At 63.0% G+C, this 17,634-nt stretch carries 13 protein-coding genes and 3 pseudogenes; 5 read left to right on the forward strand and 11 right to left on the reverse strand.

The annotated features are described in order from the left end of the window. The first annotated feature begins 64 nt into the window (after positions 1–64). Both IT41_RS22025 and IT41_RS06430 read left to right on the forward strand, forming a co-directional pair. A pseudogene (locus IT41_RS22025) lies at positions 65–1,828 on the forward strand (DUF262 domain-containing protein). Next, the gene (locus IT41_RS06430) at positions 1,825–2,241 is read left to right on the forward strand and encodes a hypothetical protein (RefSeq protein ID WP_231564700.1); all 417 of its coding nucleotides are present in this window, start codon (positions 1,825–1,827) and stop codon (positions 2,239–2,241) included. Before IT41_RS22025 ends, IT41_RS06430 begins: the two are co-directional and overlap by 4 nt. A gap of 261 nt (positions 2,242–2,502) precedes the next feature. Here IT41_RS06430 and IT41_RS06435 read toward each other — a convergent pair whose 3' ends face one another. From IT41_RS06435 to IT41_RS06475, 10 genes and pseudogenes are all read right to left on the reverse strand, one after another. Then, positions 2,503–3,615 carry an ankyrin repeat domain-containing protein gene (locus tag IT41_RS06435; RefSeq protein ID WP_036739568.1) on the reverse strand — a complete coding sequence of 371 codons (1,113 nt, stop codon included), beginning with the start codon at positions 3,613–3,615 and terminating at the stop codon, positions 2,503–2,505. A 334-nt stretch (positions 3,616–3,949) separates the two neighbouring features. Further along, positions 3,950–4,121, reverse strand: a pseudogene (locus IT41_RS22030) (IS3 family transposase); the annotation flags it as partial. Positions 4,122–4,195: 74 nt separating this feature from the next. Continuing rightward, entirely contained in the window at positions 4,196–5,458 is a 1,263-nt protein-coding gene (otnK, locus tag IT41_RS06440; protein WP_036739569.1) for a 3-oxo-tetronate kinase, read from the reverse strand. A 28-nt stretch (positions 5,459–5,486) separates the two neighbouring features. Then, positions 5,487–6,878: a flagellar basal body P-ring biosynthesis protein FlgA gene (locus IT41_RS06445; protein WP_036739570.1), complete on the reverse strand. Its 1,392-nt coding sequence runs from the start codon at positions 6,876–6,878 to the stop codon at positions 5,487–5,489. A gap of 9 nt (positions 6,879–6,887) precedes the next feature. Next, a complete protein-coding gene (locus tag IT41_RS06450) occupies positions 6,888–8,393 on the reverse strand; it encodes a tripartite tricarboxylate transporter permease (protein ID WP_036739572.1) in 1,506 nt (501 codons plus the stop codon). An 11-nt stretch (positions 8,394–8,404) separates the two neighbouring features. After that, positions 8,405–8,914, reverse strand: coding sequence for a tripartite tricarboxylate transporter TctB family protein (locus IT41_RS06455; RefSeq protein ID WP_036739573.1), 510 nt, complete (start codon positions 8,912–8,914; stop codon positions 8,405–8,407). A gap of 74 nt (positions 8,915–8,988) precedes the next feature. Next, positions 8,989–9,981 carry a tripartite tricarboxylate transporter substrate binding protein gene (locus IT41_RS06460; protein ID WP_036739689.1) on the reverse strand — a complete coding sequence of 331 codons (993 nt, stop codon included), beginning with the start codon at positions 9,979–9,981 and terminating at the stop codon, positions 8,989–8,991. 44 nt (positions 9,982–10,025) lie between these two features. Next, positions 10,026–11,087 (reverse strand): 4-hydroxythreonine-4-phosphate dehydrogenase PdxA, encoded by a 1,062-nt coding sequence (locus tag IT41_RS06465; protein WP_036739574.1) that lies wholly within the window; start codon positions 11,085–11,087, stop codon positions 10,026–10,028. A gap of 184 nt (positions 11,088–11,271) precedes the next feature. Further along, complete coding sequence (locus tag IT41_RS06470) at positions 11,272–12,990, reverse strand: dihydroxyacetone kinase family protein (protein ID WP_036739575.1); 1,719 nt, start codon at positions 12,988–12,990, stop codon at positions 11,272–11,274. Next, on the reverse strand, positions 12,974–13,942 hold the full coding sequence (locus IT41_RS06475) for a sugar phosphate isomerase/epimerase family protein (protein ID WP_036739576.1): 969 nt from the start codon (positions 13,940–13,942) through the stop codon (positions 12,974–12,976). The genes IT41_RS06470 and IT41_RS06475 overlap by 17 nt, the downstream gene beginning before the upstream one ends. Positions 13,943–14,086: 144 nt before the next feature. Between IT41_RS06475 and IT41_RS06480 the strand changes: the two genes are divergently transcribed. From IT41_RS06480 to fahA, 3 genes and pseudogenes are all read left to right on the forward strand, one after another. Beyond that, the gene (locus IT41_RS06480) at positions 14,087–14,779 is read left to right on the forward strand and encodes a GntR family transcriptional regulator (RefSeq protein WP_052081305.1); all 693 of its coding nucleotides are present in this window, start codon (positions 14,087–14,089) and stop codon (positions 14,777–14,779) included. Positions 14,780–14,935: 156 nt separating this feature from the next. Beyond that, positions 14,936–15,555: pseudogene (locus tag IT41_RS19780) on the forward strand (homogentisate 1,2-dioxygenase domain-containing protein); the annotation flags it as partial. 23 nt (positions 15,556–15,578) lie between these two features. Beyond that, positions 15,579–16,817, forward strand: a complete 1,239-nt coding sequence (gene fahA / locus IT41_RS06490) for a fumarylacetoacetase (RefSeq protein WP_036739577.1) — start codon at positions 15,579–15,581, stop codon at positions 16,815–16,817. A 45-nt stretch (positions 16,818–16,862) separates the two neighbouring features. Here the strand turns inward: fahA and IT41_RS06495 are convergent, their stop codons facing one another. Then, a complete protein-coding gene (locus tag IT41_RS06495; RefSeq protein WP_036739578.1) occupies positions 16,863–17,621 on the reverse strand; it encodes an IclR family transcriptional regulator domain-containing protein in 759 nt (252 codons plus the stop codon). Positions 17,622–17,634: the final 13 nt, after the last annotated feature.

The raw sequence follows: 17,634 nt of genomic DNA on the forward strand, positions 1-17,634 counted from the left end.
TTGATCTCTTGGTTCGGCTCGTCCAACTCGTTCCCCTGACTCTCTCGATCAAAGACAGAATCCTATGACTTACACCTCCCAAACGATCGGCAACCTCATAGATGACGTAAACCGGATCTATCTTCTCCCGGCAATCCAGCGGCCTTATGTGTGGTCGACATCGCAAATCGTCGCCTTGTTCGATTCCCTGCTGAAAGGCTACCCGATCAGCAGCTTCATGTTCTGGGCGATCAACGAAACCACGAAGAAGGAGGTGCGCTGCTACAAATTCATCGAGAACTATCGCTAGGGCGTCATGAACGAGCCGGCCGCAGTCGAAGGTCGCAATGTCGTGCTTGTCCTGGACGGGCAACAACGCCTGACCTCGCTGTTGATCGGTCTGCGCGGAACCTACGCTGAGAAAATGCATCGCGCGCGCGCTTCCAATCCTTCCGCATGGTCAAGCAAGTCCTTGTATGTCGACCTGCTCAAAGACCCGGCTGCCGTCGATGAGGATACCGACAATGAGTTGGGTGTGACCTACGGTCTTGCGTTCCACGAGAGGCGACCGGGAAATAACCACCGTCACCACTGGTTCAAGCTTGGCGCCATGCTGGACTATGCCAGTGAAGAGCGCCTCGAAGGGTTGATCCGGCAGATCAATGACGAACTCCATGTAGGTGTATCGGTCTATGAACGCCATATCGCCGAGGAGACACTGCGCCGCCTGCATCGGGTGATCTGGCAAGACGAGGCGATCAACTACTACACCGAGGCTGACCAGTCGCCCGATCGCGTGCTCGATATATTCGTGCGCGCCAATGACGGCGGTGTGAAGCTGTCGAAGGCAGATCTGCTGATGTCGATGATCACGTCGAAATGGTCGAGCGGCTCGGCGCGCGAGGATATTTTCGGCTTCGTGGATCATGTCAATCGCGGCTTGAGCTCCCCCAACAAGATCACCAAGGACCTTGCCCTGAAGGCCTGTCTTGTCCTGGGCGAACATGACGTCGTCTATAACGTGAAAAACTTCACGTCGCATGCCATCGCAGAGATCGAAGAGAACTGGACCAGGATCAAGTCGGCGATCGAAAACACTTTCCGTTTGCTGAACCGGCATGGCCTCAACAGCGAAAACCAGGGGTCGCTGAACACGGTGTTGCCACTGATCTATTATGTCTACAATACGCCGGACTTCGACTTCCGGGGTTCATCCGAATTCGAGCGGATGAACTCGGCGGAAATGCATCGATGGCTGCTGAACAGCTTGCTGGTTGGTGCTTTCGTGGGTGCGTCGGACCAGACCATCAAGGCATCTCGCGCCACGATCCGCGAGCACCTCAAGACATCAAGGGATTTTCCCACGGACAAACTGTTCGAGGCGCTTGCCCGTGGCGGTCGGCTCTCGCAGGTGGATGAGCGCACCGTCGAGGAAATCCTGGAACTGCAATACGGAAAGCCGCGGACCTTTATCGCCTTGTCCCTGCTTTATCCTGGCATCGACTGGCACGGCTCGAACTGGCATGTCGACCACATCATTCCACAAGCGGAAGCGAATAAGTCGATCCTGCGTGGGCGTAACCTGCCCGAGCACAGAATCAATGAAATTCTCGCTGCTGCCAACAGGCTGGGCAACCTCCAGCTTATGCGCGCCGACGAAAACATCGAGAAAAGCTCGATTCCGTTCCGGTCGTGGATTACGGGTCGCGACCACGAATTCAACAACAGGAACATGATCCCGATGCGCCCGGATCTTTGGGATGTGACCATGCTTCCAGAGTTTGTCGATGAGCGCGAGAAACTGATCCGTCAGCGCCTGCTTCGCATGGTGGGGAGGGCCGCCGCATGACAACACAGTTGAATCGTCAGGACCTGAAAGCCGCCTGTCTCGAGATGCTTGACCAGGTCGCGATCGAGCATCCTGCGGGCCATCAGGGCAAGCTGGCGGCACGCTATGTGCTGCGCTCTCAGGCCGGAGACCGTATCGAGCTGATGTTCGAGAAGGGAGAGAAAGTCAGCGCCAACCTCTGGATCGAGCGTCGCTATGCAGAGGCGCTTGCCAGTGAAGGTATTATCTGCCGCGAATACCCGGCCGCATCACTTTTCGCGAAAAAGGGGGCCGAGGGAAAAAAGACCTATGGTCGGCACTCGGCGCTGAAACCCATGCGCTCGCTTGCCAATAGCGACTTGCTGCGGTTTACCATCGAACGCGTCAGCCAGTTGCAGAGCATCCTAGACCATCTCCGGACCGAGCGGGTGTAGAGCAAAGGGGGCGGCCACCAGAAAGATGGTCGCCCCGTTTCACGGTGCGCCATTCATCGGGTAGAAAGCCCGCCGATGCCGTCGCGCCGGAACTGCCGTGCCGGTTCGGCGGGCTTGGCGCCCCATGTCAGACATTCGTCAGCTTGGCAGTGGCCCGTCTCCGTGTCGGCAATGTCAGTTATCCGGGATCAACATCGCCGCCTTGTTCGGACACGGTTACCAGTCGGCCTTGCCGGGAATAATCGTCAAACCGGTCCCGTCTTACGGTCCCCAGATCTGATCGCCGCGATCGGGTACAGACAAGGGCGCATCGTAACGCGAGTGGATTTCATCCGCGGCCAGATACCAGCCACCATCCGCCTGATAGTCGAACTTGGTCAGACGCGCGCGAATACGATCGGTCTCTGCCATCCGGTCAATCGCAGGGCCGAGCAATGTCAGCACCTGATCAAGCCGCCATGCTGTATGGCGAGAAGCTGGACCGGTACCGATCGCGAATTTTTCCACAACGTCATCCAGCCGTGCCAGCACATGGTCAAGCTGCTCCTTCGGGCCAGCAGGCAGCTTTGTGGCGCCAAGGACACGGAACCATACCTCGGCGCTGGCGTGATTGCCCGCCGCCAAGGCCTGCGTTTCCATGAAACTGTCGGTAGTCGCTGTGCCGTCAGCAAAAGGCGGGCGCAGCCAAGGATCAGCGCCTGCGTTGATCAGTGCGATCATCGCGCCCAGATTGGTCAGCCCGTCGGCCAGGTTCAACGGTGTCACATGGAGGAATCCGTGTCGCTGCATATTCGGATCAGCGCCTGCGTCCAGCAAGGCCTGTACTATGGGCAGGCTGGCATCGAAATCGGGAAACAGCATAAAGGCTGGCGCAGTCGGTGTTTTGCTCTCGATCGCTGTGAACATCGCCTCGCTGTAGTTCACGGCCGGATCGGCCCCGCTTCTCAACAACGCCCGAACGCCCTCCAGATTATTGGATATCACGGCCTCTTGCAGCAGTGTGGACAGATACGGCACTCGGTTTCCGTTGCGCTCGCGGTCCAGGTCCGGCGCCGGATAGGCCCGGGACAAGACCTCGGATGTAAGCTGTTCCAGCCCCTCGGGTATTTCGCCTTTTGCGATCACGCGCGCCAGTTGACGGATCGCCTCGGGGGCTTCGCTCCATCTGGTTTCAAACGCCGGCCAATCCGGTTCGTATACGGCCTGTTCCGCAGACATGCCCTTGGCAACAACGGTGGGCGGCGCAGCGCTCGACTCGTTCTGTTCCGTGGGAACCTGTTCGAGTTCGAGCGTGACGAAAAAGAACGCAAATACCAGCACAAGAATTAACCCGATCGCGACACCCGAAATAGCGATCATCCATCTCATCATCATGCCTGATGTCCGTCGTCAAAACACTTGGCGCAGCCCGCATTGCTGCCCAGGTGGAGTGCGTGCCTCGTCTGGGCGTGACTTTAGGCGGCGAACTCGCGGTGTTGCAAGCGCCGGCATTCGATGGCTTGTCGCTTGGTCCTTTCGCGCTGTTCGATTACGGGCGGGTGACACGGGGCGCCAGGAACATGGCTCGTCCTGTTGGCCCCGATCTATTCGCCCCAGTTCGCCGGCGACGTAACCGGGGCCGTCATCGCTGGGCAGCCCTGGCTCGTGCGGCACCGTTGCACTGGCGCAACCGGACGCCGCGAGCGCAAGATCCGGTTCTTGCGTCGAGTCGTTCGGCGAAGAGATGCGACCGCTCGACGATCCGGATAGTCTTGACCTTCACGGATGGAGGATACCTCATTCGTCGTCGCCTCCATCCGCGATCATGTTCTTGTGGGCAGTCGGTTTTCCAGCGTCAGATCAGCCACCCTGCGCTTGCCGGCCTCAATGAACTCCTTCGACCCGATGCCTGGCCGAAACCATCATCAGACCGCGCGAAAGGATCAAGCGAAAGAGCTCGGACAGCGGCGTTCGCTCACGCTGTCCGCTCGCGCCCCGCCAGCAGAGCATCAGCCCGAGCAAAGAAATCCTCATCCCCGAAATTGCCCGATTTCAGCGCCAGAACCAGATCGTTGCCGCTACGGATCGCGGGCACGCCGGCGGCGATTTCGGGACCTATTTCAAGGCGGCCCAATGACAGCCCCTCGACCACGGCACCCGAGGTCTCTCCTCCTGCGGTGATCAGCCGGGTGACCCCGCCAGCCACAAGACGACGGGCTGTTTCGGCGAAGAATTCCTCCAGCCGGTGTGCCAGAGGATCACGGCCGAAACGGGCCTGTGCCGCGCTGACCGCCGCCGGATCGGCCGAGGAATAGATCAAGGGCAACCCGTCCTGAGACAGCGCCCAGCCGACGGCCATGTCCTCGGTCATCTCGCCTGTCATGACCCTGTCGGCCAGAACCTCCAGCGCGGGCTGGGCATTGGCAAGATGCCGCGCCACCTGCCCCCGTGTCGCACGCGAACAGGAACCGGACAGCACCGCCGACCGGCCCGGTTGAGGGCGCCAGCTTTCGGCATTCCCGGCAAGCAGGCCCTGACGGCGGAAATTGTCGGGCAGACCCAGGGCGATCCCCGACCCGCCCGTGATCAGCGGCAGATCGGCGGCCGCGCGGCCAAGGGTCATCAGGTCTTCGTCGCGGATTGCATCGGCAATGACAAAGGGGCGTCCGGCATGCGCTTCGGCCATCATCCGGTCGCGCGCAGCCTGCGGCCCGGCCCAGACCTGTGCCGCCGGCAGGTGACCAACCCCGTTTCCGCTCTGCGCGGCAAGACAGCGACGCAGATCGGGATCGCTCATGGGGGTCAGCGGATGCGCTTCCATCCCGCTTTCATTCAGCAGCCGGTCCGCGACAAAGAGATGCCCCTGAAAAACCGTGCGCCCGGCAGCAGGGAAAGCAGGACAGAAGATGACCGGCGCCGCGCCAAGCGCCTTGGCCAGTGCGTCGGCCACGGGGCCGATATTGCCGGCGGGCGTGGAATCAAAGGTCGAGCAATATTTGAACAGGAATTGCCGACAACCCTGCGCGCGCAGCCAATCCAGCGCGCGCAAGGACAGGGCGACGGCCTCGGCCGCCGGAACCGAGCGCGATTTCAGCGCCACCACCCCGGCCTCGACCGCGGGATCAGCGGGGCTTTGCGGAACGCCGCAGTATTGCACCGTCCGCATCCCCGCCTTGACCAGCGTATTGCCAAGATCGGAGGAACCGGTGAAATCGTCGCCTATACAACCCAGCAGCATCGCAGCCTCTTACCCGATTTGCCCGATCTCAGGACCAGTCGCCGACCGCGTCCTGTGCGTGGCGCAGGCGCAGCAACTCGGAGCGTTCATCCAGTTCGACATCGGCGCAGGTGATCGCCCTGCCCGCAGGCACATTGCGGATCAAGCGCCGGTTCGCGGCCAGATAATAGGGAATCGGCGTATCGTCCGACAGCGCCATCGCCGGCGTCATCCGGGCCGAGACATGGGCAATCGTGTGGTGATGCCCTTCGGCGGTCAGCAGCGTGCCCGCGATCAGATCGCGATCCGCATGAGCGGTCAGGTCGATGACCGGGCGCGGGGCCTGGGCGCCCGAGGATACGCCCAACAGCGCCGTTTCGAACACCGAAGTTGCGGCCTCAAGCCCCAGCAGGTGACGGGGCAGACCAATCATGGCAGTGCGACCATTGCGCGCCACGACATGGCCCTTATCGGCCAGCATCTGCCAAGCGTCGTCGTCATGACAGGCAACGGTGACGAAGACGCCGCCGGCAAAGCTGGGCTCGCCAGGAAGGCGCAGGCAATGAAACACATCCAGAACCCTGCGCGATTGCAGCAACCCTCCATTAGCGGAACTTGCCATCAGGTCGGCGACTTCGGTGATCCGGGCGATCGGCGCGTGCAGATCGGGGCGATCCGGCATCAGGCCAAGCGCATTGGCGACGACCGTCATTTCGCACAGATCGGGCACGGCGCGTTGCGGCAGTGCTGCGGCCAGTTCGGCACGGGCCTGTGCCACCTCTGGCCATGGCCTGTCAGCGGGCTCGATCCAGGCGCCGAAGCCCGGGGTCGCGACGGTCTGGCCGTTGCTGGCAATGCTGTCCCGCGACGGATCATAGACGAAATCATATTCGCTGGATTTTCCGGCCGCGATCATGTCCAGCCCGATCACCTCGGCCCAGCTGGCCAGACCGATCAGCAGGCTGGGCTGATCACCGTCCACCGGTGACACCACGCGTCCGCGCTTGGCAGCCATGCGCGCCAGGATGGGGCCGACCACGCTGTCGGTTTCCTTGGTGACCATGATCACATGCTTGTCGGCCTCGATGGCAAGCCGGGCATGGCGGGCGCCCGCCTCGGGATCGCCCGTTGCCTCAAGGACAACCTCGACCGGCAATTCCGCCAGCAGCGCCGGATCGGCGCAGGCGATGGCCCGGTCATCCGCCCATGCCGAACGTATGGCGGCGGCATCGGTGCATTCCGCGATTCCAGCGCGATCATGCCCGACCGAGGCCAGCGCCGCGGCGGCGGTCGCCGTATCGCGGTCAAAGGCGACCCGGCAGCGCAGCCCCCGGACATGGCGCGCCTGCGACAGAAAGCTGCGACCAAAGCCACCGCTGCCGACAATCGCGCATTCAACCACATGGTCGTTGCGACCCGCGAAATAACGGAGATGGTTCATTGCGGTTTCCTATTCGACAGGTTGCCGGCGGCGCAGGCGGCCACCCAGTTGCAGCAATTTGGGCAGGATCAGCAGCGCCAGTGCCAGCGCCATGATCGAGCCGACCAGCGGGTTGGAGAAGAACACCTTCAAGGAGCCGTCGGACAAGATCATCGACTGATAGAATGCGTTCTCTGCCTTGTGGCCAAGCACCATCGACAGAACCAGCGGCGCCAGCGGATAGTCGAGCCGCGTGAACAGATAACCGACCAGGCCGAACAGCAGCACCAGCCACAGATCGAAACTGGCCCCCGATACGGTATAGCCGCCGACAAAGCAGATCGCGACGATCATCGGGCCGATGATGGCAAAGGGGATGCGCAGCAAGGCCGCGAACATCGGGACCGTCATCAGCACAAGGATCACACCCACCACATTCGAGATATACATGCTGGCGATCAGGCCCCAGACGAAATCGGGCTTGGTCGCGAACAGCATCGGCCCCGGCGTCAGCCCCCAGATCATCAGCCCGCCCATCATCACCGCCGCGGTCGCAGAGGAGGGCACCCCAAGCGCCAGCATCGGCAGCATGGCACAGCTGCCCGCGCTGTGGTCGGCAGTCTCGGGCGCGATGATGCCCTCGGGCCGGCCGGTTCCGAAGGGCTCACCCTTGCGAGAGGCCTGGCGCGCGATGCCATAGCTCATGAACGAAGCAGCGGTCGGACCGCCGGGCGTGATCCCCATCCAGATGCCGATCAGCCCCGAACGCAGCGAGGTCGCCCAGTATCGGGGCAGTTCCGCCATGGTGCGGAACACGTCGCGCAGGTCGATGCGCGACGAGACGCCGCGGAATTTCAGCCCTTCCTGGACCGTGGCCAGCAATTCCCCGATCCCGAACAGGCCGATCACGACGACCAGAAAGCTGATCCCGCCCAAAAGCTCGGAAAAGCCGAAGGTCAGCCGGACCTCTCCGGTGACATTGTCCATACCCACCGAGGCCAGCAGAAGTCCCATGGACAAGGACACCACGGTCTTGACCGGCGAGGCGCTGCCCATGCCGATAAAGGCAGCAAAGGCCAGAAAATAGACCGCGAAATATTCGGGCGCGCCAAAACGAAGCGCGAAATCCGAGGCCCAGCCGGCCAGCAGGGTGATGACCAGCACGCCCAGCAACGCACCGAAACCCGCCGACATGAAGGCCAGTGTCAGCGCCCGCGTCGACTGCCCCGCTTTCGCCATCGGATAGCCGTCGAATGTCGTCGCCACCGAGCTTGGCTCACCGGGGATATTGAACAGGATCGAGGTTGTCGAGCCGCCGAACAAGGCCCCCCAATACATCGATGACAGCAAGATGATCGCCGAGGTCGGATCCAGGGTGAAGGTCAGCGGAATCAGCAGCGAGACACCGTTCGGGGCTCCCAGCCCCGGCAAGACGCCCACGACCAGTCCCAGCAACACGCCCGCGACCATCAGCACCAGATGCATCGGCGTGATCGCCACACCGAAGCCCTGCATCAGAAGATCAAAGTTTCCCATCGGCGCGCCCCCTAATAGATGCCCAGCAGCGGCTCGATCGGGCCTTTCAGCAGCGGCATCAGGAAAGCCACCTCGAAGACCAGGTAAAGTGCCAGGGCAAAGCCCACGCCCATGGCCAGGGCAAACAGCGGACGATAGCCGCCGCGCCACGCGCTGTAAGCGATATAGCTTGCCGAGCCGACATAGATGCCCATGACCAGAGTCACGATGACAAAGGCCAGCATCACAGCCAGGAACCGGCCCAGACGGCCCAGCCGTGCACTATCAAGAAAAGGCTCCTCGGCCTCGCCGGTGCGGGCATGGCCGGCGACTGTGGCACGATGCGCCAGAAAGGCCGCGACCAGATTCCAAAGACTTGCCCCGACGAGGATCAACCCGACATAAAAGGGGAAATAGCCCGATTGCGGACCACTTTCCTCCCAGCCAACGCCCAGTTCGGTCGCGCCGATCATGGCGGCGAGGCCAAGCGCGCCTGTCACGATGGCCGCGCCGATCTCGGCATGGAAACGTCTGACGGTCATCGCTGCCCCCTCCTCTTGCTGCGAAATGCGTCAGGCCCCGCGGCTGTTGTGCCGCAGGGCCGTATCTTTTGCGCCTATTCGGCGGTCCAGCCTTCGGCCTTGAAGACCTCGACGGTGCTGGTTTCGCTGTTGTCGATGAATGCCTGCAGCTCATCGCCCGTCAGGAAGGCGCCGCTTTGCGAAGTCTTGGTCAGGTAATCCTTCCATTCCTGCGACTCGGCTACGCCCTGCAGGGCAGTGCGATAGAAGGCCAAGGCATCCTCGGGCACGCCGGCGGGCACCCAGACGGTGCGCGGCATCTGATAGCTTTCGATACCGACGCCCTGCTCGGCGCAGGTCGGGATATCGTGCCAGCCCTTGCCGTCGAAGATCGGTTCGCTTTCGGCCATGCGCTGCGGCGCAAAAACGCAAAGCGGACGAATCGCGCCGGCCTGCCATTGCCCCAGATTTTCGTTCGGGTTGTTGACATTCGCGACGACATGGCCGCCTGCCAGTTGCACGCCGACTTCGCCGCCGCCGTTGAACGGCACATATTTGAAATCCGCGCCGGTTTTCTGTTCGATCAGCGCGACGAGGGTCTCGTCGGTATCCTTGGACTGGCTGCCGCCGAACGGCAGCGCGCCGGGATCGGCCTTGGCGGCGTCGATCAGATCAATGGCGGTCTGATAGGGCGAATCCGCCTTGACCCAGATCAGGAATTCATCCATCGCCAGCGCCGCGACCGGCTGCAAATCCTCGGTGGAATAGGCGAGTTTTGCGACATAGGGCAGCAGATAGACGTTATTCGTGCCGAAGATCACCTTGTGGGGGTCGCCGGCATTCTGCTTGGCGTAAAGAAACGCCTCGGCGCCCGAGCCGCCGCCCTTGTTCAGCACCACCACCGGGCGACCGATGCTGTCCTGCTTGGTCAGGATCGCCTGAATGGTGCGGGCGAAATTGTCGGTGCCGCCACCGGCGCCCGAGGCCACAACGAATTCCAACGGCCGCTCAGGCGCCCATTCCGCCGCCGCAGGCAGCGCAGCCAGCAGCGCCACCGCCGCGATCGCGCCGGTTTTCAGATAAGTCATGGTATCCTCCTCCACCATTGATCGGCCGTTATCGGCCTTGGGTTTCAGCCGGCGATCAAAGCCTTGTCGCCGACCTGCTTGCTGGCCCAGCCAGGAGCCAGTGATTGCCCCTCCCCGCGCGGGGGGTTCAATTTCGCCAGATCAATGCCCAACCGCGCGGCGGCCAGCGTCGCGCCAGGATCGGCCTTGCCCTGACCCGCAATGTCGAAAGCCGAGCCATGCGCCGGGGTGACGATCGGAAACCCGTAGCCGGCAATCAGCGTGACGCCCCGGTCAAAACCAATCAGTTTCATCGCGATCTGGCCCTGATCGTGATACATCGTCAGCACGGCATCGAATTCGCCCCGCGTTGCACGGACGAAGACCGTATCCGAGGGCACCGGCCCGGTGACCTTGAGCCCCTCGGCCACGGCGCGCTGCACGGCGGGAGCGATGATATCCTCGTCCTCATCGCCAAAATTGCGGCCATCTCCGGCATGGGGGTTCAATGCCGCCACGCCGATGCGCGGCCCGGGCTTGCCGGCGCCTTCCATCACCTCGACCGTCAGGCGGATGCTGGCAAGGATCCGCTCTACGCTCAGCTTGGATGCAACCTCGCGAAGCGGGATATGCGAGGTGACACGAGCGTTCCAGACCTCGTTCAGAACGTTGAATTCGCGGCCGCTGCGGGTTGCGCCCAGAGTCGCGTCGATGAAGCCGATCTCGTCAACATAGCCCGGCCGCGCCAGCCGCATGGAGTACTTGTTGAACGGCGTGAACATGGCTGCATCCGCAAGTCCCGCCTGCGCCAGCCGCAGCACAGCGGCAAAATTCTGCAGTGATGCCGCACCCGCGACGGGGGTCGAACTGCCCAGCGTCACATCCGCGGGCGGGCAATTGGCCAGATCGATCATGACGGAACCCGCAGGCAGGCCATCGGCCAACCGGTCGGGAGACAGAACCGGAAGGTCCAGATCGACACCGGCATGTTCCATGCCCATGCGCAGAACCCGCGCATCGCCCAATACGACAGCCTGATGGTCGCGCATCAGGTCATCAGCCAACAGCTTCGCGGCCAATTCCGGCCCGACGCCGCCCGCATCCCCGATCGCCAGAGCAATCCGCATTTCCGAATCTCCCTCTTCCCTATACTGAATTCTGTATACAGAATTCAGTCGTGAGTCTACCCTGTTTTCGCGCCCGGCAGTGCCTGGCCGTAAAATTTTAGTCTATTGATATTAAATGACTTAGCTTGGCTATCCTGCCGTCCGGATCCAACGTGACGGCAAGCAGGCTTCTTCGGGCTTGATGTCAGATATCCCCGATCTGGGCGCCAACCACCCTTGCGCAAAGCGCGAGCGAGGTCGCGCCCGCATCGGGATGGCCAAGGCTGCGTTCCGCCAGAGGCCGGGCTCGACCCAGTTTCGGGCGCAGTTGCGCGGTGGCCTCGGCCGCGTCGGTTGCGCGGCTGGCGGCACGTTCCCATGCCTGCTTCAGCCTTGCACCGCCAGCGACTTCTGAACGCAAGGTTTCGACAAATGGCACCAACGCATCGACCAGCGTCTTGTCACCGGGTTGTGCGCCGCCCAGCCGGACAATGGCATCCAGCGCCGCTTGCGCCCCGGCGGCGACCGTCGCGCTGCAAATTGCCTTGTCATTGGTAAGTGCCGCGCCCCATGCGCGCAGGGCCACGCCCCACAGCGCGCCCGAGGTGCCGCCCGCGCGATCTGCCCAAGCATCTCCGGCAAGGCCCAGAACGGTTGCCGCCCCGGCCCCGGCCCTGGCAGCTTCATCGGCTGCGGCCGCTGCTGCTTTCGAGCCCCGAGCCATCCCCTGACCGTGATCGCCGTCGCCCGCCAGGGCATCTATCTGGCCCAGCATCTCTTCGGCCTCGGCCAATGCGCCTGACAGCGTTGCCATCAAAGCGGCAATGCAAACCCCGCCTTTTTGCGATTCCGGTGCGCCCTGCGGGATCTGCTGCGGCGTCGCTCCGGCGGGCATCGGCGCAAACTCTTCGCCCTCGGCGGCGGGCGCGACCTGACCCTTGCGGAAAGCGGGCGCGTCGGCGGGAGCACGCCAGAACGCCTCAAGCTCATCATCCAGCCACATCAAGGACAGCGAACATCCCGCCATATCGAGGCTGGTCACGAATTCGCCCACCTCGGGATCGACCGGCGTCAGCCCTTCGGCCTCGAGCCGGGCAGACAGGTGGTGCCACAAGACGAAAAGCTCTTCATATTTGGTGCAGCCCAGCCCGTTCAGGACCACCGCGACACGGCCCGCGTGACCGGCCGGCCGTTCGGCCAGAAGCGGCGTCAGCAGGACATCTGCCATCTTGGCGGCACTCGGCAGTTTCTCGGTGCGAATCCCCGGCTCGCCATGGATGCCAAGGCCAAGCGCGACATTGCCCTTTTCGACGGTAAACAAAGGCGCGGGTTGCCCGGGCAGGGTGCAGCCATCAAAGGCCACCCCGAACGAGACCGAGGCGGCATTGGCGCGCTGTGCCACAGCCTCGACCGCATCGATATCCAGCCCCGCTTCGGCGGCTGCGCCCGCGATCTTGAAGACCAGCAGATCACCTGCCACGCCACGGCGTTTGTGCCGCTGGTCCGGGGCGGAACTGGCGACATCGTCGGTCACGGCAAGGATCCGGGCGTCGATCCCTTCGGCCTGCAACCTTTCGGCGGCCGCGCCGAAATTCAGGACATCGCCGGCGTAATTGCCAAAGCCCAGGATCACCCCGCCGCCGCGATTTGCGGCCCGTGCCACGCCCGCCACCGCGCTGGTCGAGGGCGAGGCAAAGACATCGCCCGCGACCGCAGCATCGGCCATGCCCGGCCCGACATAGCCCAGAAAGGCCGGATAATGGCCCGAACCGCCGCCGACCAGCAGCGCCACCTTGCCCGCAGCACCGGGGCGGGCGCGCACCGCGCCGTGCGGCACCTGAACGACCCTGCCGCGATTGGCGGCGCAAAAGCCTGACAGCGCGCTGGCAGCAAAATCTTCGGGATTGTCAAACAGCCTGGTCATTGCGGCTCCTCCTGCCGGCAAGGATGGTTCGGATATAATCGCGGTTCTGCGCACAGACGCCCAGCCCGTCGCCGCCATAATGCTCGACGAGGAAGGGGCTGTCGAAACCCAGATCGAGCGCGGTCTCGATTGCCGCGCGCCAGTTGATCACCCCACCCAGAAGCGGCGCGGGATGGGTCATGATCTGGCCATTGCGGCCGTCTTCCATCCGGTAATAATTCTTGACGTGCCAATAGCCCGCGAAGGGCGCGCAAAGGCGGATCATCTCGGCCCATGGCTCCACCGGGCGGTGCAGGCGGATCAGGTTGCCGATATCGACATTCAGCTTGACCGAAGGATGATCGACATCCTCGATAAAACGGACGGAATCCCTTGCCGTGCCCAGATAGGTGTCTTCATACATCTCCAGGACAACACGAATGCCACAGCTCTGGGCATGGGAGGCCAGATCGCGAACGCGGTCTATCGCCAAGCGATATGTGTCGGGATCGTCGGGACAACGCGGCCCGTCCTCGGTCCAGAACCATGTCACGCGCTGTTGCTCGGGCGTCAGCGGGCCGAAAAAGCCAAAGCTGACATGGCCGACACCCAGCTCGGCAGCGATGTCGATCACCCGATGACCATAATCCAGATGCGCCTTCCCATGATCGGGATCGATCAGATTGCGACGAGAGGTCGAAATCGCGGGGATCGCCAGCCCGAGGGATTGGCAGATATCGACGAATTCGGCCCGTGCGCCCGCCGGCAAATCGGCGACCCGCAGCCAGGAATCGGTTGGATCGACCGCCTCGAAGCCCGCGCCCGCGACCTGACGCAGGCTGTCCGCCCAGGCCTCCGGGCCGGCCTCCTGGACCAGCCGCCCATCCGGCAATTGTCCCGGAAAGGGAATCATCGCCGCGGCGATTGGCCATTCCTTTGCCGTCCAGCCGCCTGCCCAAGCCTGTTTCGTCATTCCTACCCCCGAATCGTCCCTTGGCGAGTGTTAGCTGAAACATTGCTTCACATCAAATATTCTGTATACAGAATGCAGAGGGCGTGATTGACTTGATTTGTGGCAGTCTCTAGCGAAGACGAAATCTGACAAAGGAGAGCGCGGGTGGCTCAATCCAGACCAGAAGCGGCCGAACTGCCCGGAACGCCCAACCGAATTGAACGGCAATCGTTGCATGATGCGATTTTGTCGCGGCTGCGTGACATGATCATCGAAGGCGAATTGCCGCCGGGAACGCGTATCAATGAAGGGCAGGTTGGCGCACATCTGGGGGTATCCCGGACGCCACTGCGCGAGGCGATTAAGTTTTTGGCCAGCGAGGGGCTGATCGAACTGGTTCCCAGCCGGGGGGCGGTGGTCAAGAAATTCACCGCCAAGGAAGTACGCGACATGATCGATGTCCTCAGTAATCTGGAACAGCTCGCCGCGCGCCGCGCCTGCATCTGCGCCACGGATGAAGGCATCGCCGGAATCCGTGCCCTGCATGATCGCATGCTGGACCGGTATCGCGAGGGTGACCGGATGGCATATTACAGACTGAATCAGGACATCCACACCGCGACCGTGACGCTGTCGGACAATGCCGCGCTGTCAGATGTACATGCGCTGTTGCAGACCCGCCTGAAGCGCATCCGCTTTATCGGCCATGAAGGTCCGGAGAAATGGGCCAACGCCGTAGCCGAACATGAAGATATGATGGCCGCGCTGGAGGCCCGCGACGGAGATCGCCTGGCCGCCGTCATCGGGCAGCATCTGGAACAGGCCTGGCAGCGGGTAAAGGAAGCACTTCAGGAATAGGGGCACCCGTCGCGATGTTCATGACCCCGCCGGATTGTACGACTATGGCCGAAGCGATGCGATCCGCCTGCATGTCGTCAGCGGATAGGGCTGAACTATCCTTCCGCGTCGTCGATAACCGGGGCAATCGGGTTCTCGAACGCTCGGAGGGTTACCATGAACATCGCCATCATCGGAGCAGCAGGAAATGTCGGCCGGCGGCTGGTGGCGGAGGCCCTGCCGCGCGCGCTGCCGCAGGGCATGAACAGCCCGCAGAAATGCAATTATGGCCTTTATGGCGAGCAGCTGTCGGGCACCGCCTTCACCGCCAACCCGCCCGAGCGGACCTGGTGCTGCCGCATCCGCCCCTCGGTCAAGCATTCGGCGCGCTATACCCGGATCGACATGCCCTATTGGAAAAGCGCCCCGAATGTTCAGGACGGTGTGGCCAGCCTTGGTCAGTATCGCTGGAACCCGGCGCCGCATTCGGGCGAAAAGCTGAACTGGATCGCCGGCATGCACACCATGACCACGGCCGGTGACGTGAACGCGCAGGTTGCCTGCCATGGTATCACAAGAACATCATGTCCGAACTGATGGGCAATATCTATGGCCAGTACGACGCCAAGCCCGAAGGATTCGTGCCCGGCGGCATGAGCCTGCACAACATGATGCTGCCCCACGGCCCGGATCGGCAGGCCTTCGAGGCGGCCAGCAATGCCGAATTGAAACCCGAGAAGCTGGACAATACCATGTCCTTCATGTTCGAAACCCGTTTCCCCCAGCACCTGACCGAATTCGCCGCCAAGGAGGCGCGGAAATGAGCGGTCTGAAAAGCTGGGTGTCGTCGGCCAATGGCGACACCGACTTCCCGATCCAGAACCTGCCCTGCGGTGTCTTCGATGATGGCAATGGCGCGCGCGTGGGCGTTGCCATCGGCGACATGATCCTGGATGTCGCGGCGGTCGATCACGGTCAGGATGCCGGTCTGTTTTCCGAACCGGCGTGGAATGCCGTGATGGCAGCAGGGCGGGACATCTGGGCGGCATTGCGCGCGCGGCTGACGGTCCTTTTGTCGGACGAGGCGCAGCGCAAGGCCGTCGAGCCGCATCTGGTGCCGCAGGCCAGCGCACAATTGCTGATGCCGTTCCGGGTGACGGAATACACCGATTTCTATGCCGGCCGGAATCATGCGCTCAACGTCGGGACGATGTTCCGGGGGGCCGAGAACGCGTTGCCGGCCAACTGGCTTTCGATCCCCATAGGCTATAACGGCCGGGCATCATCCGTTGTCGTGTCGGGAACACCGGTTATCCGGCCCTGGGGACAGGTCAAGTCAGCTGATGAAGCGCTGCCGCGCTTTGCGCCCTCGGCCCGCTTCGATCTGGAGCTGGAGCTGGGCGCGGTCGTCGGCCAGTCGTCCGAGGGCATGGTATCGGTGCAGCAGGCCGACGACATGATCTTCGGCTATGTCCTGCTCAATGACTGGTCGGCACGCGACATCCAGGCATGGGAATACCAGCCCCTGGGTCCGTTCCAGTCCAAGGCGACGGCGACGACCATCTCGCCCTGGATCGTAACCCGCGCCGCGCTTGAGGCTTTCCGTGTCGATACGCCCGAGCGCGAGCGCGAATTGCTGCCCTATCTGCGTGAACCGGGGCCGATGCTCTACGATATCGCGCTTGAGGTCGGACTTGCGCCCGAGGGCAAGCGTGAAACCGTGATCGCACGAACGAATTACCGCGAGATGTATTATTCGGCGCCGCAGCAGCTGGCCCATCACACGAGCTCGGGCTGTGCGATGCGGGTTGGCGATCTGCTTGGATCTGGCACGATCTCGGGCCCGGTCAGGGAAAGCCGCGGCTCGTTGCTGGAACTGAGCTGGGGCGGGAGCGAGCCGCTGCGGCTGGATACCGGCGAGGAGCGCTGCTTTCTTGAAAATGGCGACACCCTGACCATTCGCGGTGCGGCACTGGGCGACGGCTACCGGATCGGTTTTGGCGCCTGCAGCGGTAAGGTGATGCCGTCAATCGAACTGCCCGACTGGGCCAAGAGCTAGCATTACAAACCTCCGGCAAACCCGGCGCGGTTCATACAGCCGCCCTTATCGCAGCACGCGCCGCAGCCCGTCCTGCACCTTCAGCAATGGCTCAAGGTACAGGCCGACAAGCGCCTTGGCGTCCTCCTGCACGGCGGCCACGCCTGTGTTGATCGCGGCGACCGTGCGGCCATGCACCGAAAATATCGGCACGGCGATCGAGCGCAGGCCAAGCTCGACCTCCTGATCGATCAGCGCATATCCGTCGCGGCGGGCGGCATCCACGCGCGCCACGATCTCGGCCGGATCGGTCAGGCTGTGCGTTGTCCGGGGCGTGAGGTCCGATGCCTCGATGATGGCGCGGGCCTCATCGCGCGGCAGGGCTGCCAGCAGCACCCGGCCCATCGACGTGCAATGCGCGGGCAGGCGCGAGCCGGGCATCAGGCCGATGGACATGACCCGGCGCTGCGCCGCGCGGGCCAGATAGACGATCTCGGTCCCGTCCAGGATCGAGACAGAGGTGGACTGCCCGATCCGCTCGGACAGCTGGTCCAGCCAGGGCTGCACCAGCTGCGCCATCGGCATCGCCGCCAGCGCCCCCATGCCCAGCCGCAGCACGCGCGCGGTCAGGGTGAAGAACTTGCCGTCGTAATCGGCATAGCCGAGATCATGCAGGGTCAGCAGGCAGCGCCGTGCCGTGGCCCGGTCAAGGCCGGTCGCCCCCGCCACGTCGGAAATCGACATCCGGGGCTGTTCGGCACGAAACGCCTCGATCACGCGCAGGCCCTTGGCCAGCGATCCGATGGTATCGGTCTTGTTCGCCATGCGAACAAGAAAA

The sequence above is a fragment of the Paracoccus halophilus genome (assembly GCF_000763905.1).
In the GTDB taxonomy this organism is placed as follows: Bacteria; Pseudomonadota; Alphaproteobacteria; order Rhodobacterales; family Rhodobacteraceae; genus Paracoccus; species Paracoccus halophilus.

Excerpts from the sequence above, each read along its gene's own strand:
- IT41_RS06465 (WP_036739574.1), bottom strand. The coding sequence starts at position 11,087 with ATGCGGATTGCTCTGGCGATCGGGGATGCGGGCGGCGTCGGGCCGGAA.
- otnK (WP_036739569.1), bottom strand. The coding sequence starts at position 5,458 with ATGCTGCTGGGTTGTATAGGCGACGATTTCACCGGTTCCTCCGATCTT.
- IT41_RS06430 (WP_231564700.1), top strand. The coding sequence starts at position 1,825 with ATGACAACACAGTTGAATCGTCAGGACCTGAAAGCCGCCTGTCTCGAG.
- IT41_RS06435 (WP_036739568.1), bottom strand. The coding sequence starts at position 3,615 with ATGATGATGAGATGGATGATCGCTATTTCGGGTGTCGCGATCGGGTTA.
- IT41_RS06495 (WP_036739578.1), bottom strand. The coding sequence starts at position 17,621 with ATGGCGAACAAGACCGATACCATCGGATCGCTGGCCAAGGGCCTGCGC.
- IT41_RS06450 (WP_036739572.1), bottom strand. The coding sequence starts at position 8,393 with ATGGGAAACTTTGATCTTCTGATGCAGGGCTTCGGTGTGGCGATCACG.
- fahA (WP_036739577.1), top strand. The coding sequence starts at position 15,579 with ATGAGCGGTCTGAAAAGCTGGGTGTCGTCGGCCAATGGCGACACCGAC.
- IT41_RS06455 (WP_036739573.1), bottom strand. The coding sequence starts at position 8,914 with ATGACCGTCAGACGTTTCCATGCCGAGATCGGCGCGGCCATCGTGACA.
- IT41_RS06445 (WP_036739570.1), bottom strand. The coding sequence starts at position 6,878 with ATGAACCATCTCCGTTATTTCGCGGGTCGCAACGACCATGTGGTTGAA.
- IT41_RS06475 (WP_036739576.1), bottom strand. The coding sequence starts at position 13,942 with ATGACGAAACAGGCTTGGGCAGGCGGCTGGACGGCAAAGGAATGGCCA.
- IT41_RS06470 (WP_036739575.1), bottom strand. The coding sequence starts at position 12,990 with ATGACCAGGCTGTTTGACAATCCCGAAGATTTTGCTGCCAGCGCGCTG.
- IT41_RS06460 (WP_036739689.1), bottom strand. The coding sequence starts at position 9,981 with ATGACTTATCTGAAAACCGGCGCGATCGCGGCGGTGGCGCTGCTGGCT.